Below are 23,179 nucleotides of genomic sequence, written 5' to 3' on the forward strand. Positions count from 1 at the left end.
AACAAATTGTAATCTGTTTAGGACAGAAGGTGGTGTCGGCAGATGAATAGTTTTTATAGTCAAGAAGAGCTAAAGAAAATTGGATTTTTATCTGTTGGGAAAAATGTATTGATTAGTAAAAAAGCAAGTATATACAATCCAAGTGTTATATCAGTTGGTAATCATGTAAGAATTGATGATTTTTGCATTTTAAGTGGCAAAATCACAATTGGAAGTTATTCGCATATATCAGCGTATACAGCGTTATATGGAGGGGAAGTTGGAATTGAAATGCATGACTTTGCAAATATCTCAGCTAAAACCTTAGTATATGCAGTACTAGATGATTTCAGTGGGAATACATTAATGGGGCCAACCGTCCCGAATCAATATAGGAATGTGAAAACAGAAAAAGTTATTTTAAAAAAACATGCGATTATTGGTGCTAATTCTATTCTTTTTCCAAATGTAACTATAGGAGAAGGCACGGCAGTAGGTGCGATGAGTATGGTGAAAAAGAGTTTAGAAGATTGGTATATTTATGCTGGAGTTCCCGTAAGAAAAATAAAACCTCGTCAAAGAAAGATGCTAGAGTTAGAAATTGATTTTTTAAAAAACATTCCTTCTTAACAAAAAGAAGGAATGTTTTTTATTTTTATGGTGCAGCAGAGTGTGTATATAAACGTATTATGTTTTAAATTTTGCTGACCAAGGCAATACTGAGCCATAGTGAATGTAAAGTTGGAGGGCGAGCGTATATGTTTGATGAGGATGGGATTGTTTTAATTATGGAACCGGCTGATGAAAGCAATTTGAGGAGATTTATTTTTTCAGTACCAAAGTCAGTGTATGAAAAGAAGGGGCTTACATTACACTATGGAACAGCTATAGGACAAGGATATACGGATATAATTGAAGATATTATTAGCGTACATATAGAAGTAGATGTTGTAATGGTAATCGGGCATGTAAGAGGATAAATAGCTATTTGAAAAAAGGTTATAAGTAATGTAGCTAGAAGTTAGGATAGAGAAACTTACAGACAATTATAAAGATGAAGGGAGCCTAAAATGAAAATAAAATCAATTTTATTAGTATTTATAGTTACAATTGGTTTGATGGGATGTTCACTCGTTGAACAAGGAAAGAACTCCATAGATTATGCTCAAAAAGCGACAGATTATGTAAATGAAATAAGTGCATTTGCAAATGATGCACCAGCATTAGCTGAAAAAGCCGTTAATGATAGCGAAGCCCGGAAAGAATTAGAAACGAAGCTTAGTGAAATTAAACAAGATATACCCGTTTTTAATGAATTAACACCGCCTGATGTAGCAAAGGATCTTCATCAGCAAATCGTCGGATATAACGAAAAGTTAAATACGTTAATTGATACGGCGATGACAAAGATAGAAGAAGGGAAAGTGAATGTAGAAGAGTTTAAAAACTCTGAGCTTATGCAGACGGTAGATCAAGTTCGAGATTTGAAAGATAAGGTGCAAAATTTAGGTCAATAGTAAAAGGCTCCGTTTATCACAAACGGAGCCTTTTACTATTGGATACAATAAACGATTACACCAACGATAATAATCATGTTGCCGATGAGTTTACGTTTCGTTATTTTTTCTCCCAGGAAATACCAACCGAAAATTAATATGATGATATAACTTAAGGATTCTAATGCTGATGCTTGTTTTAATGCCATGCCCTTCATAGCGATAACATTTAATCCAGCGTTAATTACAAATAAAGAGTAGCCGATAATAACATAAGGATTCATATATTCTTTTATTCTAGAATCGTATTGTTGCAAAGTAGCTTTTTTTAATAATATTTGTGAGTAATTAGCTAAAATTATCCCGAAAATAAATAATAACATATAACTATTCATCTTTTGTCACCACCACAATTCCGACGATAATAATAGCTGCACCAAGTAAATGATTCCACTGAATCGTATCTCCAAATAGAAATACTGACCAAAGCATTGACCATAGTATAATAATCCCGCGATGTGAATATGCTTTTGATATTTCGAAATGTTTAATTACTTGTTGCCATAAAATTGCATATCCAAATAAAAGTATAACTAGCCCGAAATAAGCAATAAAAAATGAGATGGAAGCAATGGGAAATTTAGCCGCCCATTTCATGTAAACCATAATGATAGAATATATCAAAAAAGCTACATGTAAAAATAAGTAATTTTTAATAGTTGGTTTCATTTATTCACTCTCTTTTGCATATAAATATATATTTATACCTAATTTTTCTAATGATAGATATTGGAACGTATTTAGTTTAATCTTTCACATTCCAAATTATATAGTATCATGGCTTTTATTGTAAAACAATAAAAGCCATGTATTCATTTTTTCCAAGATTCTATAATATGTATCGTTTTATTTGTTGCATCCAACTCTACTTGAACACCGATAGGTAGGGTAATCATTGGATGTGTATGGCAACAATCGAAGTCTGCTAGAAAAGGAATTCTTTGATTTTGAAGTACTTCTAATAGTATTTCAAAAGGTTTTCGATTTGTACCACAATGATCAAATTGCTCATGTTTTCCAAGAATGATACCTGAAATTTTATCGAATACACCGTTAATTTTAAGGAATGAAAAGCTTCTTTCAATAGTAGCTGCATCTTTTGAACTGTCCTCAATAAAGAGAATGTCACCCTCTTGAATATGTGGCATATAAGGGCTACCCCAAATTCCTTGTATCGTGTTTAAATTCCCGCCAATAATACGTCCAGTAGCTTTGCCATCAATTACTGAAATCCAATCGTTTGGTCGAAGTTCTTTCTCCTTTGTCTTTTCTTCCCAATTAATAAATTCATCTGACCAAAATAATGGTTGTTTTATATGATAAGGAAGAGAATGATCATGTAGTAAAGTTTCAGCAAAATATTTGTATGTGCAATCAACAAAAGGTTCGAATTCGCCAAAAGAAGGGACGAGAGCTGGTCCATAAAATGTAGGGATTCCTGTTTTGGTGTAAATTCCTAGTAATAAAGCAGTTGCATCTGAGTACCCAATCATTATTTTAGGGTTATTTAGAAAAGCATTATAATCAATATAAGGTAATATTGAATTTGAATTCATGCCACCAATTGTTGACATGATACAAGAAACATTAGGGTTTCTTATTAAAGCATTCAGTTCCTCAGCACGCTCTTGTATACTACCCGAACGATAGAAATCATATCGACCTGTTAATGAACCTTCTAATATATAAAACCCTTTCTGTTGTAAGTAAGATTTTGCTCGTTCAAATCTTTTTGGAGAAGTGTAGGTTGCTGGTGAAGAAGGGGAGTAGATCCCGACTGTGTCTCCGTATTTTAATGATTTTGGAAGTAGCATTTGTATGAATCCCTTCTATTAATAGTTTTATTCATAAGGATTTATCATTGAATATTCTTATATTTCAGTATTGTTATTGTAACATACATGCATTGAAATAATAATTGCTGTAGATGAATAAATATGCTTTTTACCTTGACGATATAAAGGGAAAGTTGTTAAGGTTAAATGTGAGTGTATAAAAGGTTTGTTAAAGGAGTTTTGAAATGAAGCGGTTAAAATGGGGAAGGCTGACAGTCCTATTAGTCATTGTTTTAGGGATATGTTGGTTCTTATTCCAAGGAACTCAAAAGAGTGCAACAAGTATAGAGGGACAACCTTTACAAGTGGCAGAACTACCTAAAACAGGATTAGTTGAAAAAGTAGTCCCACCAAAGTACATACCACCGGAAATTGATGCAAAAGCAGCTATGATTATTGATGCGAGTAATGGAGATATTATTTATCAACATAATGAAAATGAGGCTTTTGCGCCAGCAAGTATGTCTAAGATGATGACAGCATATCTTCTATTAGAAAATGTACATAATGGGAAAGTTCGCTGGGAAGATCCGGTGAAAATGAGTGCGAAAGCGGCACAAACAGAGGGAGCGAGAATCCCAGTACAAGTTAATGATACATTAACTGTTAAAGATTTATATCATGCATTAATGATTGAGTCAGCTAATAATTCAGCTGTGGCTTTAGCAGAACATATGGCAAAATCGGAGAAAGATTTCGTTCAGCTTATGAATGCAAAAGCGAAACAGTTAAAAATGTCGGAACATGCTAAATTTGCAAATGCTTCTGGATTACAAGAGCCCGATGGAAGTGAAACAAAAATGACGGCTGGTGATGTAGCAAACTTGGCGTATCATCTTATAAAAGATTACCCAGAAATATTAGAAGTGACTCACTTACGTCAAAGTCAGTTAGCATTTAATAATATTAATGTTATAAGTACAAATGATATGTTAAACAAAAATAATAAAGCTTTATATATAGAAGGAATAGACGGATTAAAAACAGGATTTACAGATAGCGCAGGGTATTGTTTTACGGGTACAGCAAAACAAGGTGATACTCGTATTATTACAGTTGTTATGGGAACAAAAGGTAAAACAAAGCGTTTTACAGAGACGAATAAGCTAATGTCTTATGCATTTGGCTTAATTAATTAAGTGAAATACTGAGTTGGATCATCATATAAGAAAGGCAATTTGTTGTTACGTACTATCGGTAACAACAAATTGCCTTTTATTTTTTAGCACTAATAAAGTAAAAAGGTAAAAAATGTGAGTGTTATTATTTGAGTTTATTATTGTTTGTTTATATTATAAAGTTAGAAACTTATTAATAATAAGTTTTGAGGGGCATATGATGTGTACATAGGAAAAAGCCTCAAATGAAAATTGGAGGGAATTATGATGGCAAAAGATTTTTACTCAGCAATTGAAGACAGAAGATCTATTTACGCAATTAGTAAAGAACAAGTAGTTTCTGATGAAAAAATTCAAGAAGTAATTTATCATGCTGTAAAACATACACCTTCAGCTTTTAACTCTCAGAGTGCTCGCGTTGTCGTCTTGCTTGGAGAACAACACGATAAGTTATGGGATATTACGAAAGAAACGTTACGAAAAATTGTACCTGAAAATAACTTCGCTTCTACGGAAGAAAAAATGAATGCATTTAAAAGTGGTTATGGAACAGTTCTATACTTCGAAGATAGTGAAGTGGTGGAAGAACTGCAAGAAAAATTTGCATTATACAAAGAGAACTTTCCAATTTGGTCTCAGCAATCCTCAGGAATGTTACAATTTGCAATTTGGACAGCTTTGGAAATTGAAGGGTTTGGTGCTACATTGCAACATTACAATCCATTAATTGATGAAGAAGTGAGAAAAGAATGGGGAGTTCCAGAAAATTGGAAGCTTATTGCGCAAATGCCGTTTGGTAAACCAGTTGTACCTGCAGGTGAAAAAGAATACCAGCCTTTAGAAAACCGTGTGAAAATTATATAAATAATGTAGGAACGAGCGGGGGAATTGTTTATCCCCCACTAATTATTATTTGAACCAATCGGGGTTTTGCTACTTATAAAAAGGTGAACAGGGATACAACCTGTTCACCTTTTTATAAGTAGTAAGGATTTTTTTGATAGGAATTTTTCATCTGATCTTTTAATTCGTTTTTACGTGTTTCAACAGTTGATATTTTTTGTAAGGTAATAATTGAAACGAATTGAAAAAAAGCATAGTACAGTTCTATATTTTTATTGATAGGATTATCTATTATATTTTTCATAAATATACCTCCTTTTTGATTTCGCTATTTGCAGGCAATAAGGCTTCCATCTCAAAATTCAATGTTAAGTGGAGAATACCGACCTGTAAAAGTTCGATTGGTTTCCGGGTAGGGTGGATAATATTTGTATGGATTAAGGTACCACTGTATATATGATAATATAAATATCCTGAAAATTCCATATGTAGTGAAAAATAGTTAGTGGAATGTACATTTTCGTCAAATTAGAACAGAATTTTTGAAGTTAAATCTTACAAATCGTCAAATCTTTTAAAAGCGATAGATAGTATCAAAAATAGTTTTCTAAAAATATTATACTATTGATAAAAAAAGTGTTTTTTGTCATGATAAGAGTATACTTCATAGGAAGAACTATACTAGGAAATACATTCTTTGCATTGTGTTAGATGAATAGAATTTTTTTAAGTGGATAGAAAATATATACTAAGATAATGAATGGTATGTCGAATTTTCAATAAAATACATAAGAAATATAAAAAAAGCATTGCAAAAAGAGTAAGTTTAATGGTAAAGTTCACATGAAGTTCACACGGATTTCACTTCGCTCGTTTAAAATGAACTCTGTGTGAAAAATAAAACTCTTGTTAAAAAATGGAACTTAATGAATATTTTACTTTGATAATATTGTAAAGTATTAAGTTTATAAGTTTTTTTTTAAGAGGATAGTAGGGAAAGGAAGTAAAGACAACTTATGAAAAAAGTAATTGCAGGTTTAGCAGCAGCTTCAGTAGCAGGTGTTGCAGTTCCAGGTATGGATTCTGCTCATGCACAAGTTTCAAACGAAGCGCTAAAAGAAATTAATGGACAAACTCAAACACAAACGACTGTAACTGAAACAAAAACTGTAGAAACAAAATCCGACTTAAAATACACAGTAACTGCTGATGTATTAAATGTTCGTTCAGGTGCTGGTACAGGACATAGCGTTATTTCTAAAGTAAAACAAGGTCAAGTACTACAAGTAATTGGACAAGAAAACGGTTGGTTCAAAGTAACTGTAAACGGTCAAACTGGTTATGTAAGTGGTGACTTCGTAACGACTGGTGGTAAAACAGGAACTACTGTTCAACAAGGAACTGGTACTTACACTGTAAACGTTTCTTCACTTAACGTACGTACAGGCCCAAGTACATCTCATACAGTATTAGGCTCTGTAAATAAAGGTAAAACAGTACAAGTTGTTGGTGAAGTACAAGATTGGTTTAAAATCAACTTCAATGGTGGAACTGGATACGTAAGCAAAGACTTCGTAACAAAAGGTGGTTCTGCTGTATCTAACCAAACACAACAACCAACTACAAACAACAATACTACTACAGTTCAAACTGGTGGTTCTTATGTTGTTAACACTGGTGCTTTAAAAGTACGTACAGGCCCAGCTACATACAACGCTGTAATCGGTGGTGTAACAAACGGTACAGTATTAAACGTTACTGGCGCTGAAAATGGTTGGTACAAAATTAACCATAACGGCCGCACAGGTTACGTAAGTGCAGACTTCGTTAAGTTTGTAAAAGGCGGAGTAAACAACGTTACAAATAACAATAACGTTACAAATAACGTTCAACAACCAGGTAAAGACGTACAAAAACCAACAACTGGTGGAGATACATCTTCAATCGCTGGATTCGCTAGATCATTAAATGGTTCACCATACAGAACAGCTGGTACAACACCTGCTGGTTTTGATTGCAGTGGATTCATTCACTACGTATTAAATCAAACTGGTCATAAAGGCGCTCGTCAAACAGTTGCTGGATACTGGAGCTCTAAAACAAAAACTAGCAATCCACAACCAGGTGATTTAGTATACTTCCAAAACACTTATAAATCAGGTCCTTCTCACATGGGTGTTTACTTAGGAAACGGTCAGTTCATTAGTGCAGAAACTGATGCAACTGGTGTACGTATTAGTTCTGTAAGTAACTCTTACTGGAGCAAGCACCTATTAGGTTACACAAAAGCATACTAAGAAAAAGTAGATTATATACTTTTCGTATAGAGAAAAGGCTTTCCAGGGAAACTTGGGAAGCCTTTTTATAGTTTAATAAATTGGAAGGTAATAGTTTTTACTGTAACTTCCCGTTTAAAAATCGAGCGTATAGATCATGAAAGTAGTTGGGGCGGAATAAGTTTGCTGCATGTCCTGCTAGCGGTATTTCTTTATATAAAACGTTAGGAAGAATGGACTTTAAATCAAAAAGACAAGATTTATAGAGATGATCATGTTCGCCCATTACCCATAGAATAGGGTGGGGAAGTGATTTTAATTTAGATTTTAAATCGAATTCTAACCGATGACGTAATGATTGGGCAATAATTGATGAATGTAATTGCAATCCGAACCGATAATAAATATTTCTTGAAATGACTGCGAACGGATTTGCCTTTAGTATGCCACTTGGAAAAATGGTATTTGCGTATTGAGAGAGCCATTTAGAGTAATCGTCTCCTCGCTTCTCCCAAAACTTTTGAAATACGTTATATAAAAGGGAAGGGTTATTATAATGTCCACCAATATGACAAATGCTCAAAACTTTTTCTGGATGCATTTGTGCAAAAATGGTAGAGATATAACAGCCGTAGCTTAAAGCGCAAATATGAGCTTTTTGAATGCCTTCTTTTTCGTATAAATTCAATAATTGATCAACGAGACGCTGTAATGAAAATTCGATAGCTTCTCCTTTATCATCGCCGTGACCTAATAAGTCATAAGTAATAATGTTGTAAGAGGCGGAAAATCGTTTATGCTCTTTTTTAAAAGCACGACGATTGCCGACTAAACCATGAATAAAAATAATTGTTTCCTTTTTAGAATGTATATTTGTTTGCAAAAAGGATACTCCTTTCAATAACTGGAGGTTTATATAGTATTGTAAATTAGTTATCTATCATTCACATAGAACAATATTAAGTACCAGGTAATAATATCAGATATTTATATCTGTTGTAAAGATGAGTTTTTATGTATATTTTGTAAAAACAGAAAAAGTGTGTTTACATTCAGTTTACATTTGTATTGTATTCTATTTTTAGAAAGAACAGTTTTGTTTAACACGAGGAGATGACAGAAATGGAAGTTAGAAATGAAATAAAGAAAAAAGGGAGTTGGAGGCAGTTTTTACGCCTTATTCAAGATACAAATCCTCCGAAAGGGATTCTTGTTTTTGCGTTATTCATGAGTTTGCTTTCTACGGGAGCGAGTTTATTTATTCCAATGTTAACAAAAGGATTAGTAGATAATTTTTCACTTTCGTCAATTAGTACAGGACAAATTGTTGGGCTAGTTGCATTCTTTATTATGCAAACTATAGCTGCAGGATTATCTATATATTTACTAAATTATATCGGGCAGAAGATTGTAGCCGGACTGAGAGAACGTTTGTGGAAAAAGGTACTTATATTGCCAGTATCTTATTATGATCAAAATAGAACAGGCGATACAATTAGCCGAATGACAAATGATACAGGTGTAGTGAAGACATTAATTTCTGAGCATTTGTCAAATTTATTAACAGGCGGTATTTCAATTGTCGGATCATTAATCGTATTATTTGTTTTAGATTGGAAAATGACACTTTTACTTTTAACGGTTATTCCATTATCAGTACTGATCTTAGTTCCACTAGGACGAAAAATGTATAAGATTTCAAAAGCACTTCAAGATGAAACAGCTTCTTTTACAAGTGTGCTAACGCAAGTATTATCAGAAATTCGTTTAGTGAAATCTTCGAACACAGAAAAAAGAGAATATGAAACTGGAAATAAAGGTATCGAGAAGTTATTGCAATTTGGTTTGAAAGAGGGAAAAGTGCAAGCGTTAATTTCACCAGTTATGTCGTTTGTTTTAATGGCATTGCTTGTTATTATCGTAGGATATGGTGGGATGCGAGTTTCTAGTGGTGCATTAACAACTGGGGAACTAGTAGCGTTTATTTTATATTTAGTTCAAATTATAATGCCGATGAGTCAATTATCTATGTTCTTTACACAATTCCAAAAGGCAATTGGTGCAACGGAAAGAATTAATACTATTTTAGAATACGAAGTAGAAGACCATGAAACGGGTGTGAAAGTCACAAATGCTAAGCAACCAATTGTTCTTGAAAATGTACATTTCGAGTATAACGAAGAAGAGCAAGTGTTAAAGAATATTGATTTCACAATTGAATCAGGAAAAGTAACAGCGATCGTAGGGCCAAGTGGTAGCGGGAAAACGACATTATTTTCACTATTAGAACGTTTTTATGAGCCAACTAGCGGTGCTATTAAATTAGGGAAAGATACAATTACGAACTATTCATTACAGTCATGGCGACGTCAAATTGGTTACGTTTCACAAGATAGTCCGTTAATTGATGGAACGATTCGAGATAACATTTGTTACGGCGTCGAGGGAGAAGTGACAGATGAAGAAATTGAAAAAGTAGTAGCGATGGCATATGTGGATGCATTTATTCATGACTTGCCAAAGGGATATGCAACAGAAGTTGGAGAACGTGGTGTGAAACTTTCTGGAGGACAAAGACAGCGAATTGCCATTGCCCGAGCGTTACTTAGAAATCCACAAATTCTTATGTTAGATGAAGCAACTTCTAGTTTAGATAGTAAATCAGAGTCTGTCGTTCAAAAGGCATTAAATAACTTAATGAAAGGCAGAACAACGTTAGTTATTGCACATAGACTTTCTACTGTAGTAGATGCAGATAAAATTATCTTTATAGAAAAAGGGAATCTTACAGGTAGTGGTACACATGATGAATTGTTACGCACACATGACATGTATCGTGAATTTGCAACGCAACAATTGAAAATTAAAGAGGGCGTATTATAAAATGAATCATCAGTGGGGCTTATACTCCGCTGATGATTCATTTTTAAAAGTTATAGAAAAGATGCTATGTAGAAAGGAGAGGTTTTCTTTGCTACCAAAAATTTTAATAGTAGATGACGATCCACATATTAGAGAACTTGTTTCTGTATTTTTAGAGCGGGAAGGATTTCAAACATATGAAGCAATTGATGGTCTAGATGCACTTCAAAAAATAGATGAAGTGAAAGTTGATATGGTTATTCTTGATATCATGATGCCGAATATGGATGGATTTGATGTATGTTTTGAATTAAGAAAATACTATGATATCCCTATTTTGATGCTAACTGCTAAAGGAGAAACATCTCAAAAAGTAAAAGGGTTTCATCTTGGTACGGATGATTATCTTGTAAAACCATTTGATCCGATAGAACTAGTAGTGAGGGTAAAGGCGTTATTGAAACGTTATCAAATTACTGTGTCGCAATCAATTCAAGTTGGAAATGTACTGTTAAACCGTAAAACATTTGAAGTTACAACTGGAGAACAAATGGTTACGTTACCGCTAAAAGAATTCGAATTGCTCTTTACTTTAGGTTCTAAAGCGGGAAGGACTTGTTCGAGAGAACAATTAATTGAAGATGTATGGGGATATGATTTTGAAGGGAATGAGCGTACACTAGACGTTCATATAAATCGGTTACGTGAGAAGTTCCAAGAAGAGAAGTCGAAATTTAGTATTAAAACGATAAGAGGCTTAGGATATCGCTTAGAGGTAAGTAAATGAGAAGAAGAGAGCGAATGAATAAGGTGAAGATATTGAAAATAATTGGAGCGGTAATAGCTCTCTTTTCTTTTCTCACAATAATTTGGTCTATAGCCTTTTATGTATCATCAAGTGTAATAAATGCTCTTGAAATACAAGTATCACCTTTTGTTACTTTTTTAATTAGTGATATGGTCGGCTTTGTATTTATTGTTCTTATTTGGGTGTTGATTGGGGTATTAATGAGACCGAAGCGAGAGGCGATGATTTGGACTATTATTGAACCGATACAAAAAATTGCAAAAGGGGACTTCTCCGTAAAAATACGAAATGAAGAGAAATATGATGGAGAAATTGGTGTGCTCGTAAAAAGTATAAATGATATGACAGATGAACTAAATGCGATGGAGAAAATGCGCCAGGAATTTGTTTCGAATGTTTCTCATGAAATACAGTCACCATTAACTTCTATAAAAGGATTTGCTAGAGCGCTACAAGATAACAATCTTTCCGAGGAAAAGAGAGAGCATTACCTTACCATTATTGAAACGGAAACGACGAGATTATCTAAACTAAGTCAAAATTTACTGAAGCTTACCCTTTTAGAGTCGGAAGAATATACACCAGAAAGAGCGACTTATCGATTAGATCAACAGTTAAAGCAAATTGTGTTAAATAGTGAACCGCTCTGGGCTGAAAAAGAAATTGAATTGGAACTTAATTTAGAGAAAGTACACATTACTGCTGACCAAGAAAGTATGAGTCAAGTTTGGATTAATTTAATTCATAATAGTATTAAATTTACTCCAAATGGTGGCACAATTACAATCCAGTTAAAAGAATATGAGAAGGTAGTGGAAGTACGTATTCGCGATTCAGGAATTGGTATATCAAAAGAACAGAAGCAACATATTTTTGAGCGCTTTTATAAAGCGGATTCTTCACGAAATCGTGCTTATGGAGGAAGTGGCTTAGGTTTGGCTATCGTAAAAAAAGTACTCGACCTTCATCAAGGAGAAATAAAAGTCGAGAGTGAGGAAGGGAAGGGTACGGAATTTATTGTGTGTATTCCTAAGGATAAAGAGAAATAGTGTTAGGGGCATATCTTCTAACACTATTTTTCTTTATACATACATTTACCATTGCTGCAGCTATACTGATAAGCTTTTCCTTCACTATTCATACGGTATGAGTAATCAGATTCTTTATCTTTTTTAAAGTTAACGTATGCTTCTGCACCGTTTTTATCATCATCATTAATATCAACGAATTGAACATGGCGTATAGAATAATCTTTCTATTTACTTAAACTTCTTTCTTGTAAGTTTGTATGAATACCGTCTACTAACTCGTCAAACAATGACCAGTTTCAATTAAGATTTTCAAATGACTCAGTATGTCTTCCTAAAATGCCGTTGCCTTGGATTATTTTATTATTATCGTATGTATAAGAGTATGTAAAATAAGGTTCGTCTTTATATACGACTTCTGCATAATAGCCGATCTTATAAAGAGGAGTATATTTTCCGGTTATGTTTTGTATTTCTTTTTGTTTATATCCTTTTATAGTATGGAGATATTCGCTAGTATCTTTTTCTATTACTTTATAATGTAGTGGATTACCAAATATAAAGTACATGGCCAAAAATATGATACATAGTCCGACTGCGGTTAGTGACAAGAACCGTTTTTTCTTTTCATACGCATACACTCTCCTGTGTGGGATTTATTTCTATTTTACATGAATTATGGCAAAAACATGAGAATTATAAATAAGAACTTTCGATAGTTACCTACAAGTAACCTACGCACATGAAAGTGCATCATTGCCTTTTTACATAAACATAGATACAATTTTAATATAGTACATAACTGAGATGATTAAGGAGTGTTATACTTGGCAGAATTATTACAAGGCAAAAATGCTTTAATTACAGGAGCAGGTAGAGGGATTGGTCGCGCTGTAGCGATCGCATTAGCGAAAGAAGGCGTAAATGTCGGTCTTTTAGCTCGTTCAGAAGAAAACTTAAAAGCTGTAGCGAAAGAAGTAGAAGCGGAAGGCGTAAAAGCTGTTATTGCGACTGCTGATGTTTCTTCATATGAAGAGGTAACTACTGCAATTGAAACGTTAAAAAACGGTTTAGGATCTATCGATATTTTAATTAATAACGCTGGTATTTCTAAATTCGGTAAGTTTTTAGAATTAGACGTTGCTGATTGGGAAAAAATCATTCAAGTAAACTTAATGGGTGTATACTATGCAACTCGCGCAGCTTTACCAAGCATGATTGAACAACAATCTGGTGATATTATTAATATTTCATCTACAGCAGGACAAAAAGGTGCACCTGTAACAAGTGCATATAGTGCTTCTAAATTTGGTGTTCTTGGCTTAACAGAATCGTTAGCGATGGAAGTTCGCAAACATAACATTCGTGTAACAGCTTTAACTCCAAGTACAGTAGCAACAGACATGGCTGTTGATTTAGGATTAACTGACGGAAATCCGGATAAAGTAATGCAAGCAGAAGATATTGCAGAGTTTATCGTAGCGCAGCTGAAATTAAATAAACGTACATTTATTAAATCAGCAGGACTTTGGTCTACTAATCCGTAAGGGATACATGTATAAACAAAAGAAGGGATATCTATTTTGTAATGAAGTAGATGTCCCTTCTTTATTTTTTGTATATAAGACAGAATTTTCGGTATAATCAAAAGTGGATAGTAGAAAAGCATTGAAAAATTGAAGGGATGGTATTTTCATGAGTATGATTGAGAAATGGACGGCCGTTGATCAATATGTGAGTGATGTATTAATACCGAAAGATTCTACATTAGAAGAAGTTCTTCAAGTAAACGCTGCAGCTAATTTACCAGCACATGACGTATCGCCAACGCAAGGGAAGTTTTTGCAACTATTAGTTCAAATTCAAGGAGCTCGAAACATTTTGGAAATTGGTACTCTAGGTGGATATAGTACGATATGGCTTGCAAGAGGATTGTCATCGGGAGGCCGAGTTGTTACATTGGAAGCAAGTGAAAAGCATGCTGACATTGCGCGTAGCAATATTGAACGCGCTAATTTGAATGATAGAGTTGAAGTGCGAACAGGATTAGCTTTAGATTCTTTACAACAAATAGAAAATGAGAAGTATGAACCATTTGATTTTATCTTTATAGACGCTGATAAACAAAATAACCCTGCTTATTTTGAATGGGCACTGAAACTATCACGCCCTGGTACTGTAATTATTGGGGATAACGTAGTACGTGAAGGGGAAGTTATTGACAATACGAGTAATGACCCTCGCGTACAAGGGATACGTCGCTTCTATGAGCTAATAGCTGCTGAGCCACGTGTAAGTGCTACAGCGCTTCAAACAGTTGGAAGTAAAGGGTACGATGGATTTATAATGGCAGTCGTAAAAGAATAACGAAAGGAGATAAATAGAATGAAAAAGATATTTGAAAAGTTATAACATGTATCGTATATAACGCAGTTAGCTCGTGGACCTCCAACATACTTCAAAATATAAGTTTATATTAAAAATTGGAGGTTAGGAATAGATGAGAACTGAAAAAGAAATGCTGGATTTAATTATAAATACAGCAAAAGAGGATGAAAGAATTCGAGCTGTCATCATGAATGGATCGCGTGTAAATCCAAATGTGAAAAGAGATTGTTTTCAAGACTACGATATTATATATGTTGTAAAAGATATACGCTCTTTTACGTCTAATCATAATTGGATTCATAGGTTTGGAGAAATAATGATTGTACAAATGCCAGAAGAAATGTCATTAGTTCCACCAGATGGGGACGGGAAGTTTCCGTATTTAATGCAGTTCATGGATGGAAATCGGATTGATTTAACATTAGTTCCGGTTGATTTAATAAAAAAGTTCGTTGGACAAGATAGCTTAAGTAAATTACTTCTCGATAAAGATAATTGTATGGAAGAATTCCCGCCAGCAAGCGATAAAGATTACTTAATAAAAAAGCCTACAGAAAAAGAATTTTTAGGTTGCTGTAATGAATTTTGGTGGTGTAGTACGAATGTGGCAAAAGGATTATGGAGAGAAGAGCTTTCTTATGCGAAAGGAATGCTTAAAGGACCAGTACGAGATATGTTCATCGTAATGCTAGAATGGCATATTGGTATGAAAACAGACTTTACAGTTAATGCAGGGAAGTTTGGAAAGCATTTTGAGCAATATTTCGAAGGAGATATGTGGGAGCAATTTAAAAAGACATTTTCTAATGCAGAATATGAAAACATATGGGAATCATTCTTTGTCATGGGTGATTTATTTAGGGAAGTGGCGAATGAAATTGCTAGCGCTTATGGATATCAGTACCCGCAAGGTGATGATGACAGAGTGACGAGTTATTTAAAACATGTGAAAGCTTTGCCAAAAGATAGCACATCAATTTATTAACAATAATAAGCAGTAAGACTGTCCAAATTACGGACAGTCTTATTTTTGTTTATGAATAAGAATTTCTCTAACAAAGTGTAGAGGAATCACATATGAAATTTTAGGGAGGTTTTTATTATGTATTATTTTTATTCGCCACAAATGTTTGCTCCATATCAATGGGGACTAGAACGAGATGTTCCGTATACCTATATGCCATATAACTTATTTTATTACGGAAATTATATAAGCACATTGCCATACACATATACCCCTCAAAGCTATGAAGTACAAATGAAAGCAGATGAACGTGGATCGTGGACACCATTTTCATGGGTCGAAAAATATGCATACGCATTTTCAGGACCGTACAATAAAGCGGAAGTCGCACTTACATTTGATGATGGACCGGATTTAGAATTTACGCCGAAAATATTAGATAAGTTAAAACAACATAATGTAAAAGCTACTTTTTTCTTACTTGGTGAAAACTCAGAAAAGTTTCCGAATGTCGTAAAGCGTATTGCGAATGAAGGGCATGTAATTGGCAATCATACGTATAGTCATCCAAATTTAGCGAAAGTAAATGAGGTCGAGTACCGTAATCAAATTATAAAAACGGAAGAAATATTAAAACGTTTAGTCGGCTATGCTCCTAAATTTGTACGTCCACCGTATGGTGAAATACTTGAAGATCAATTGAAGTGGGCAACTGAGCAAAATTTTATGATTGTACAGTGGAGTGTTGACACGGTTGATTGGAAAGGTGTAAGCGCTGATACGATTACAAATAATGTGTTAGGGAACTCATTTCCTGGTAGTATCATACTTCAGCATTCAACTCCAGGTGGGCATTTGCAAGGATCCGTAGAGGCGCTAGACAAAATTATTCCGCAGTTAAAAACGAAAGGGGCGCGTTTTGTAACACTTCCAAGTATGTTCCAGACATCAAAAGAAAGAAAATGAATGTGTTATAAATTAGGGAAAACAGGATTATGTCGTATAATGAAGGTGTAGGTTAGGAGGGGATATAATTGATGTATGCACTAATAAACATAGGAATGAGTATTTTAATAGGTATTATATTTATATTTGCGGCAATTATCCTTCAAAAAAATCCACCGACAGATATTAATGCGGCATATGGTTATCGTACGAAACGATCTATGAAAAATAAAGAATTATGGGATGCAGGTAATAGGTATAGTGCGGAAGTCATGAAGCAAAACGGATTCATCATGATGTTCATTGGAAGTGTGATTAGTGTACTGTTTAGATATCCACATACAATGATAGCGATTATGGTGATTATGCTGTTATTAATCGTTCGTTTATTTATACAAGTAGAGAGTAGATTGAAAATGCTTGAACAATAATGAAAAAATAGGACTCCTTGCAGTACGATGCTAGGAGTCCTATTTTATTTATAAACTCTTATTTTCTAGTAAGTCTTTTCCTTGTTCAACAACAAATTCATAGTATGCAAAATCATATGGATAAATATCATCAAAAGTTATCGTTAGCGGTTTATTGCTCAAAACAGAAGTAGCGGTAAAAGATGAAATCTCTCTTTTTAATAGCTGTAGAAAAGAAGTTGCATGTATTTTCATCACATCGTCTACTTCTTCACCTGGTGCGAATGGAAGTGGGTTAATGACGTTGTGGAAATACATATGACAAAACTCGCGATCTGTAAGATTTGAAATTTCATAATCTATTTTAAAGATGCCCTTATATGCTAAATCAGTCGTTTGAAAAGAAAGCCCCAATTCTTCTTCAATTTCACGAAGACCACCACTTTGTACATCTTCATCATGCATAATATGTCCAGCTGAAGTAATATCCCAAATGTTCGGAGCTTCTTTTTTATTTTTAGAGCGTAATTGGAAATATAAAAACATATCCTCCTCATCTTTTTCTACAAACCAACAATGAAATGTTTCGTGCCAATCACCGTCACGATGCACTTCATCACGTAATTTCTTCCCAAGTATATTTTTTTCAGTATCAAATATTGTTAACCACTCTGTCATTTAAATTCCCCTTTCTGCAAATTTTATTATACAATATCTGTATTGAATTTTGGGAAAATAAAGAAAAAGGAGAGGGTATAAGTGGGTATAGAGAGGACGGAAATAAAATCGATTATTTCAACAGAGGAAGAATTACGGAAAATATTGGGGCAACCAAGTGAGAGAGCGTTAAAGAAAGTTATTTCATCACTAGACCACCACTGTATAGATTTTCTATCCAAATCTCCTTTTCTAGTATTATCTACTGCAAATAAGTTAGGAGAGTGTGACGCCTCACCCAGAGGAGATGCATCTGGATTTGTATATGTGTTCAATAAAAATAAAATCATCATTCCAGAAAGACCAGGCAACCGCCGTATAGACTCCATTTTGAATATTATTTCAAATCCACGTGTAGGGTTACTCTTTTTTATTCCAGGTCTTGGGGAGACACTCCGAATAAATGGCCGAGCGTATATAACAAACGACGAAGAAATTTTGCAAGAAATGCAGGCAAATGGACGCAAGCCGCTACTTGGAATTGTTGTTGAAATAGAAGAGTGTTATATTCATTGTGCAAAAGCTTTTATTCGTTCTAATATGTGGGATCCAGAATCTTGGTTACATAAAAAAGAGTTACCATCAGCAGCGAAAATGTTGCTGGAGCACGCGAAAGTAAATACTTCTGAAGAGGATGTTGCACGTTCTTTAGAAGAAAGTTATACGAAAAGATTGTATTGAAAAATTTTATTGGTATAGTTTTTTGTGGGTATGTATGTGTTTTAGAATGGGATGTTTATATGTGAACTGTTGATTTAAAAACTGGAGAAATAACAAAATAGGTAAATTGAGTGGCAGTTGCATAATGATATTGTGAAATATAATAAAAAAATTTCTTGAAAATAGTTAGTAAAAATAGGCTTGCTTTTTAAAAACTTCATAACTATAATAAATTAACAAATAGACATGAACGAAAAAGTAACGATAAGGACACGGAATCATTTTTACGGTTTACAGAGAGGGAAGTCAAGGGTGTGAGCTTCCTAGCACGAGAAATGATTTTACCACCTTTGAACTTCAATAGTGAACGAGTAATCTAGTAATTATTGACGGAATCAGCCGTTATCTGAACTTGAGCAATCTAGAGAGAAATATGTCTAGGTTGGAACAAGGGTGGAACCACGAAAACACATTCGTCCCTTTCCTAGGGATGAGTGTGTTTTTTATAGTTTTAAAGATTGAAAATTAAAAATAAATAAAAAATGGTATTGATTTTGTTTTTTATGCGAGTATAATGAGTTAACAAATAAACATGAACGAAAAGTAACGATAAGGACATGAAATCATTTTTACGGTTTACAGAGAGGGAAGTCAAGGGTGTGAGCTTCCTAACACGAGAAATGATTTTACCACCTTTGAACTTCAATAGTGAACGAGTAATCTAGTAATTATTGACGGAATCAGCCGTTATCTGAACTTGAGCAATCTAGAGAGAAATATGTCTAGGTTGGAACAAGGGTGGAACCACGAAAACACATTCGTCCCTTTCCTAGGGATGAGTGTGTTTTTTTATTACTTTGAAAGGAGGTGCTGTAACATGAAACGATTTGTACGTACGGAAATAACCACCACCTGCATGATTGAAAAGCAGAGCAAGGTGATTGATAAAGATAAAAAATAAAATTGTAGGAGGAGATTAGAAGATGAATAATGTTGTTAATGTAGGAGTGTTAGGATTAGGTACGGTCGGAAGTGGTGTTGTCCATATTTTGAAAGAACATTGTAAAAAAATTGCACTTGATACAGGGTATGAAGTGAAAGTGAAGACAGTTGTTGTACGTGATTTAGAAAAAGAACGTGATGTTTGTATTGATGGAATCGTAGTAACAAGTCATGTCGATGAAGTTCTAAATGATTCAAATATTGATATTGTAGTAGAGGTAATGGGCGGAATTGAAGAAGCGAAGCAGCATATTGTTAAGGCTTTACGAAATAAGAAACATGTCGTGACAGCAAATAAAGATTTAATGGCTGTATACGGTGCAGAACTTCTCCAACTGGCAAATGATAATGATTGTGATTTGTGTTATGAGGCAAGTGTAGCGGGCGGTATTCCGGTGTTAAGAGGGTTAACAGACGGATTAGCATCAGATCAGATTGAAAAAATAATGGGAATTGTAAATGGTACAACAAATTACATGTTAACAAAGATGAGTCAAAATGGATGGTCGTATGAAGAAGCTTTACAGGAAGCACAAAAATTAGGTTTTGCAGAATCAGATCCGACAGCGGATGTAGATGGGCTAGATGCGGCGAGAAAGGTAGCGATTCTTGCAAACTTAGGTTTTTCGATGAATGTTTCTTTAGATGATGTGCAAGTAAGAGGGATTCGAAAGGTCGAAAAAGAAGATTTACAAATGGCTGAAAAGTTAGGGTTTACAATGAAGTTAATTGGGAAAGCGGAGAAACAAGGATCAGCCATTCATTTAAGTGTAGAACCGACACTTTTACCAAGTCATCATCCATTGTCGAATGTAAATAATGAATTTAATGCGGTATATGTTCACGGTCAAGCAGTAGGAGAAGTAATGTTTTACGGACCAGGAGCTGGGAAATTACCGACTGGTTCTGCTGTAGTAAGTGATATTATTTCAATCGTTAAAAATATGAATCAAGTTCAGAAAAATAAAAGTGCGTTAAAAGAACCAGAACCGTATGAATTACAAGGGGATGAAGAAGTCGTTTCGAAATATTTCTTACGTATTTCATTACGAGATGAACCTGGGATGTTGCAAAAAATAACAGAATGTTTCGTTAATTATTCTGTAAGTTTAAAAGAAGTGATTCAATTACCTTTAAATCGTGAACTTGCAGAAGTCGTTGTTGTAACACATCAAACTTCAAAGTATCAATTCGAACGAGTTTTAGGAGCGATAGAAGATGTCGCAAGTGAAATAAACAGTTACTACATTATTGAGGAGGAAAAACAATATGTATAAAGGATTATTAAAACAGTATGCTTCTTATTTACCGGTCAATGAAAATACACCTGATGTGAGCTTAATGGAAGGTAATACACCGCTTATTCCGTTATTAAATATATCAAAACAATTAGGAATTCAGTTATATGGTAAGTATGAAGGAGCGAATCCGACAGGTTCTTTTAAAGATCGTGGTATGGTAATGGCAGTTGCGAAGGCGAAAGAAGAAGGTTCAGAGGCTATTATTTGTGCATCGACAGGTAATACATCAGCATCGGCTGCCGCATATGCGGCACGCCTTGGAATGAAATGTATTATCGTAATACCTGAAGGAAAGATTGCACATGGAAAATTAGCGCAAGCAGTTGCCTATGGTGCTGAAATCATTTCAATAGAAGGAAATTTTGATGATGCACTAAAGGCTGTAAGAAATATTGCTGCAGAAGAGCCAATCACATTAGTTAACTCGGTAAATCCTTATCGAATTGAAGGGCAAAAAACAGCAGCATTTGAAATTTGTGACCAATTGCAAAGTGCACCAGATGTTTTAGCGATTCCTGTTGGGAATGCCGGAAATATTACAGCGTACTGGAAGGGTTTCTGTGAATATGAGAAAGAAAAAGGATATAAGAAGCCAAGAATTCATGGATTTGAAGCGGAAGGAGCAGCTGCTATTGTAAAAGGGCATGTAATTGACGAGCCAGAAACAATTGCAACAGCGATTCGCATCGGTAACCCAGCAAGTTGGTCATATGCAGTAGAGGCTGCTGAGCAGTCTCACGGTGAAATAGATATGGTATCAGATGAAGAAATTTTACATGCGTATAGATTATTAGCAAAATCGGAAGGGGTTTTCGCTGAGCCAGGATCGAATGCTTCATTAGCTGGCGTAATGAAACATGTTCAATCTGGAAAAATCAAAAAAGGAGAAACAGTTGTTGCAGTTTTAACTGGGAACGGCTTGAAAGATCCTGATATTGCAATTTCTTCTAATACATTAGATATTGCAAGTGTTTCAAATAATATAGAACAAATTAAAGAGCATATTAAAGGGGTGATTATGTCGTGATACCATTAAGTATTCGTGTTCCTGCTAGTACAGCGAATGTTGGACCTGGATTCGATTCAGTAGGAGTAGCTTTGTCATTGTATTTGCATGTAGTAGTAAAAGAGAAATCTAATAAATGGAAAGTGATCCATTCTTTTGATGAGTCGATTCCGACAGACGATAAAAATTTAATCGTTAGTACGGCATGTAAAGTGAGTCCTTCTTTATCACCTTATATAATAGAAGTTACTAGTAATATCCCATTAACAAGAGGACTAGGAAGTAGTGCATCAGCAATTGTAGCTGGGATAGAGCTTGCGAATCAACTAGGCAACTTGAACTTAACGACTGATCAAAAAGTTCAAATTGCTACAAATTTTGAAGGTCATCCTGATAATGTTGCTGCTTCTATATTAGGAGGAACGGTAATCGGAGCACTTGATGGAAAGAATGTTTCGGTTGTAAGAATTGAAAGTAAGGAATTAGGCGTTATTTCTCTTATTCCAAATGAAGAGCTAAATACAGATGAAAGTCGATCTGTATTACCAGATGTATTCCCGTTTCATGAAGCTGTTAAGGCTAGTGCAATAAGTAATGTATTAGTAGCTGCTTTATGTCAAAAGAAATGGGAAGTTGTAGGCGAAATGATGGAAAGGGATCATTTTCACGAGCCGTATCGTTTAGAGCTAGTACCGTTATTACCATCTATTCGTAAATGTGCAAAAGAATTCGGTGCATACGGTACAGCGCTTAGCGGTGCAGGACCATCTATTTTTATATTAACGCCTTATGAGAAACGTCAAGAAATTGCTGAGCAATTAGCGAGAGTATTTACGTCTATGAAAGTGTGTGAGCTAGAAATCGATCATAGAGGTATTACAGTAAATAAAGAAGAACATATAGAACTATAAAAAAGCTAGCATGGCTAGCTTTTTTTGTTGTAAATAGCTTTTCAGTTGGCATATAAAAGAAAAGTAATAATGTATAATTTAGTAAAGTGTGTATTCATTTGGAGGTGATCCTATGAAGCAAGAGTCACCGGAAGAAAAAAGAGAACGTATACGGCAAAGTGAATTGAAAAATAATCCTACTGGTTCTTTAAAGGATGGATTAAACAGAGCTGAAACAGGTAGTCCAGTTGATATGACAGGTGGTATGAATTGGAAAGGTACAGCCTTAGTAATTTTAGTGCTAGCTTTAGGCTATATTATATACACGTATTTTTTTAGTTAAGAAATAAGTGTTACAACTTAGAATGATTTGCCTTTATCCCGCGTTAACGGACAGTAAAATTCCCATCTCAAAATTCAGTTGGAGCAAAGAAGTTAGGTGGGAGATGAACTGTCCGTAAACGTCCGATTGGTGAGGGCTAATAATCAGTGGGGGATGAACAAAACCCCCATTGATTAAAGTTTCACTTTATTTTTAATACGCAAATAGAGCTAGTTTATGCTAGCTCTATTTTTTTGCCACATTCCTGT

The 23,179-nt window shown here is 34.4% G+C and carries 25 protein-coding genes, 1 pseudogene and 2 other annotated features; of the genes and pseudogenes, 19 read left to right on the top strand and 7 right to left on the bottom strand.

Annotated elements, in window-relative coordinates:
* Positions 1–42 precede the first annotated feature (42 nt).
* The 3 genes from MR079_RS13650 to MR079_RS13660 all read left to right on the top strand — a co-directional run bounded on the left by MR079_RS13650 (position 43) and on the right by MR079_RS13660 (position 1,496).
* Positions 43–609, top strand: coding sequence for an acyltransferase (locus MR079_RS13650; protein WP_139867643.1), 567 nt, complete (start codon positions 43–45; stop codon positions 607–609).
* Positions 610–737: 128 nt separating this feature from the next.
* Entirely contained in the window at positions 738–959 is a 222-nt protein-coding gene (locus tag MR079_RS13655) for a hypothetical protein (RefSeq protein ID WP_242294141.1), read from the top strand.
* A gap of 90 nt (positions 960–1,049) precedes the next feature.
* The gene (locus tag MR079_RS13660; protein ID WP_242294142.1) at positions 1,050–1,496 is read left to right on the top strand and encodes a DUF6376 family protein; all 447 of its coding nucleotides are present in this window, start codon (positions 1,050–1,052) and stop codon (positions 1,494–1,496) included.
* A 35-nt stretch (positions 1,497–1,531) separates the two neighbouring features.
* Here MR079_RS13660 and MR079_RS13665 read toward each other — a convergent pair whose 3' ends face one another.
* The 3 genes from MR079_RS13665 to MR079_RS13675 form a co-directional block, all read right to left on the bottom strand.
* On the bottom strand, positions 1,532–1,870 hold the full coding sequence (locus MR079_RS13665) for an EamA family transporter (protein ID WP_048557532.1): 339 nt from the start codon (positions 1,868–1,870) through the stop codon (positions 1,532–1,534).
* Positions 1,863–2,204, bottom strand: coding sequence for an EamA family transporter (locus MR079_RS13670; protein WP_000805122.1), 342 nt, complete (start codon positions 2,202–2,204; stop codon positions 1,863–1,865). Before MR079_RS13670 ends, MR079_RS13665 begins: the two co-directional genes overlap by 8 nt.
* A gap of 143 nt (positions 2,205–2,347) precedes the next feature.
* Positions 2,348–3,349, bottom strand: coding sequence for a S66 family peptidase (locus tag MR079_RS13675; RefSeq protein WP_242294143.1), 1,002 nt, complete (start codon positions 3,347–3,349; stop codon positions 2,348–2,350).
* A gap of 206 nt (positions 3,350–3,555) precedes the next feature.
* Here MR079_RS13675 and MR079_RS13680 point away from each other — a divergent pair, with 206 nt between their 5' ends.
* On the top strand, positions 3,556–4,509 hold the full coding sequence (locus MR079_RS13680; protein ID WP_242294144.1) for a D-alanyl-D-alanine carboxypeptidase family protein: 954 nt from the start codon (positions 3,556–3,558) through the stop codon (positions 4,507–4,509).
* Positions 4,510–4,752: 243 nt separating this feature from the next.
* A complete protein-coding gene (locus tag MR079_RS13685; RefSeq protein WP_242294145.1) occupies positions 4,753–5,352 on the top strand; it encodes a nitroreductase family protein in 600 nt (199 codons plus the stop codon).
* A 112-nt stretch (positions 5,353–5,464) separates the two neighbouring features.
* Here MR079_RS13685 and MR079_RS13690 read toward each other — a convergent pair whose 3' ends face one another.
* Positions 5,465–5,635, bottom strand: coding sequence for a hypothetical protein (locus MR079_RS13690; RefSeq protein ID WP_061182306.1), 171 nt, complete (start codon positions 5,633–5,635; stop codon positions 5,465–5,467).
* A 712-nt stretch (positions 5,636–6,347) separates the two neighbouring features.
* Here MR079_RS13690 and entFM point away from each other — a divergent pair.
* Positions 6,348–7,628: an enterotoxin EntFM gene (gene entFM, locus MR079_RS13695; protein ID WP_000755519.1), complete on the top strand. Its 1,281-nt coding sequence runs from the start codon at positions 6,348–6,350 to the stop codon at positions 7,626–7,628.
* A gap of 97 nt (positions 7,629–7,725) precedes the next feature.
* Here the strand turns inward: entFM and MR079_RS13700 are convergent, their stop codons facing one another.
* Entirely contained in the window at positions 7,726–8,490 is a 765-nt protein-coding gene (locus MR079_RS13700) for an alpha/beta fold hydrolase (RefSeq protein WP_001194311.1), read from the bottom strand.
* Positions 8,491–8,729: 239 nt separating this feature from the next.
* Between MR079_RS13700 and MR079_RS13705 the strand changes: the two genes are divergently transcribed.
* The 3 genes from MR079_RS13705 (at position 8,730) to hitS (ending at position 12,326) form a co-directional block, all read left to right on the top strand.
* Positions 8,730–10,490, top strand: coding sequence for an ABC transporter ATP-binding protein (locus MR079_RS13705; RefSeq protein WP_242294146.1), 1,761 nt, complete (start codon positions 8,730–8,732; stop codon positions 10,488–10,490).
* An 88-nt stretch (positions 10,491–10,578) separates the two neighbouring features.
* Positions 10,579–11,256 (top strand): envelope stress response regulator transcription factor HitR, encoded by a 678-nt coding sequence (hitR, locus tag MR079_RS13710; protein WP_113712109.1) that lies wholly within the window; start codon positions 10,579–10,581, stop codon positions 11,254–11,256.
* Positions 11,253–12,326, top strand: coding sequence for an envelope stress sensor histidine kinase HitS (gene hitS / locus MR079_RS13715; RefSeq protein WP_242294147.1), 1,074 nt, complete (start codon positions 11,253–11,255; stop codon positions 12,324–12,326). Before hitR ends, hitS begins: the two co-directional genes overlap by 4 nt.
* 23 nt (positions 12,327–12,349) lie before the next feature.
* On the opposite strand, the pseudogene MR079_RS13720 reads toward hitS, so the two are convergent.
* Positions 12,350–12,874, bottom strand: a pseudogene (locus tag MR079_RS13720) (DUF3139 domain-containing protein).
* 258 nt (positions 12,875–13,132) lie between these two features.
* Here MR079_RS13720 and MR079_RS13725 point away from each other — a divergent pair.
* From MR079_RS13725 to MR079_RS13745, 5 genes are all read left to right on the top strand, one after another.
* The gene (locus MR079_RS13725) at positions 13,133–13,852 is read left to right on the top strand and encodes a 3-ketoacyl-ACP reductase (RefSeq protein ID WP_000818985.1); all 720 of its coding nucleotides are present in this window, start codon (positions 13,133–13,135) and stop codon (positions 13,850–13,852) included.
* Positions 13,853–14,000: 148 nt separating this feature from the next.
* Positions 14,001–14,672: an O-methyltransferase gene (locus tag MR079_RS13730; RefSeq protein WP_139867627.1), complete on the top strand. Its 672-nt coding sequence runs from the start codon at positions 14,001–14,003 to the stop codon at positions 14,670–14,672.
* Between the two features lie 133 nt (positions 14,673–14,805).
* Positions 14,806–15,678, top strand: a complete 873-nt coding sequence (locus MR079_RS13735) for an aminoglycoside 6-adenylyltransferase (RefSeq protein ID WP_242294148.1) — start codon at positions 14,806–14,808, stop codon at positions 15,676–15,678.
* 117 nt (positions 15,679–15,795) lie between these two features.
* Complete coding sequence (locus tag MR079_RS13740) at positions 15,796–16,623, top strand: peptidoglycan-N-acetylglucosamine deacetylase (protein ID WP_139867625.1); 828 nt, start codon at positions 15,796–15,798, stop codon at positions 16,621–16,623.
* A gap of 71 nt (positions 16,624–16,694) precedes the next feature.
* Positions 16,695–17,033 (top strand): SdpI family protein, encoded by a 339-nt coding sequence (locus MR079_RS13745; RefSeq protein ID WP_139868132.1) that lies wholly within the window; start codon positions 16,695–16,697, stop codon positions 17,031–17,033.
* A gap of 48 nt (positions 17,034–17,081) precedes the next feature.
* Here the strand turns inward: MR079_RS13745 and MR079_RS13750 are convergent, their stop codons facing one another.
* On the bottom strand, positions 17,082–17,690 hold the full coding sequence (locus tag MR079_RS13750) for an NUDIX hydrolase (RefSeq protein WP_139867623.1): 609 nt from the start codon (positions 17,688–17,690) through the stop codon (positions 17,082–17,084).
* 81 nt (positions 17,691–17,771) lie between these two features.
* Here MR079_RS13750 and MR079_RS13755 point away from each other — a divergent pair, with 81 nt between their 5' ends.
* The 5 genes from MR079_RS13755 (at position 17,772) to MR079_RS13775 (ending at position 22,931) form a co-directional block, all read left to right on the top strand.
* Positions 17,772–18,410, top strand: coding sequence for a pyridoxamine 5'-phosphate oxidase family protein (locus MR079_RS13755; protein ID WP_139867621.1), 639 nt, complete (start codon positions 17,772–17,774; stop codon positions 18,408–18,410).
* Positions 18,411–18,641: 231 nt separating this feature from the next.
* Positions 18,642–18,873, top strand: a binding site (T-box leader).
* Between the two features lie 113 nt (positions 18,874–18,986).
* Positions 18,987–19,218, top strand: a binding site (T-box leader).
* A gap of 154 nt (positions 19,219–19,372) precedes the next feature.
* On the top strand, positions 19,373–20,668 hold the full coding sequence (locus MR079_RS13760; protein WP_242268242.1) for a homoserine dehydrogenase: 1,296 nt from the start codon (positions 19,373–19,375) through the stop codon (positions 20,666–20,668).
* The gene (gene thrC / locus MR079_RS13765; protein ID WP_000276440.1) at positions 20,661–21,719 is read left to right on the top strand and encodes a threonine synthase; all 1,059 of its coding nucleotides are present in this window, start codon (positions 20,661–20,663) and stop codon (positions 21,717–21,719) included. The genes MR079_RS13760 and thrC overlap by 8 nt, the downstream gene beginning before the upstream one ends.
* Positions 21,716–22,609 carry a homoserine kinase gene (gene thrB, locus MR079_RS13770; RefSeq protein ID WP_242294149.1) on the top strand — a complete coding sequence of 298 codons (894 nt, stop codon included), beginning with the start codon at positions 21,716–21,718 and terminating at the stop codon, positions 22,607–22,609. The genes thrC and thrB overlap by 4 nt, the downstream gene beginning before the upstream one ends.
* 112 nt (positions 22,610–22,721) lie before the next feature.
* A complete protein-coding gene (locus tag MR079_RS13775) occupies positions 22,722–22,931 on the top strand; it encodes a DUF6366 family protein (RefSeq protein ID WP_113712372.1) in 210 nt (69 codons plus the stop codon).
* The last annotated feature ends 248 nt before the right edge of the window (positions 22,932–23,179 follow it).

It is taken from the genome of Bacillus cereus group sp. BfR-BA-01381, assembly GCF_022663555.1.
Classification (GTDB): Bacteria; Bacillota; Bacilli; order Bacillales; family Bacillaceae_G; genus Bacillus_A; species Bacillus_A pacificus.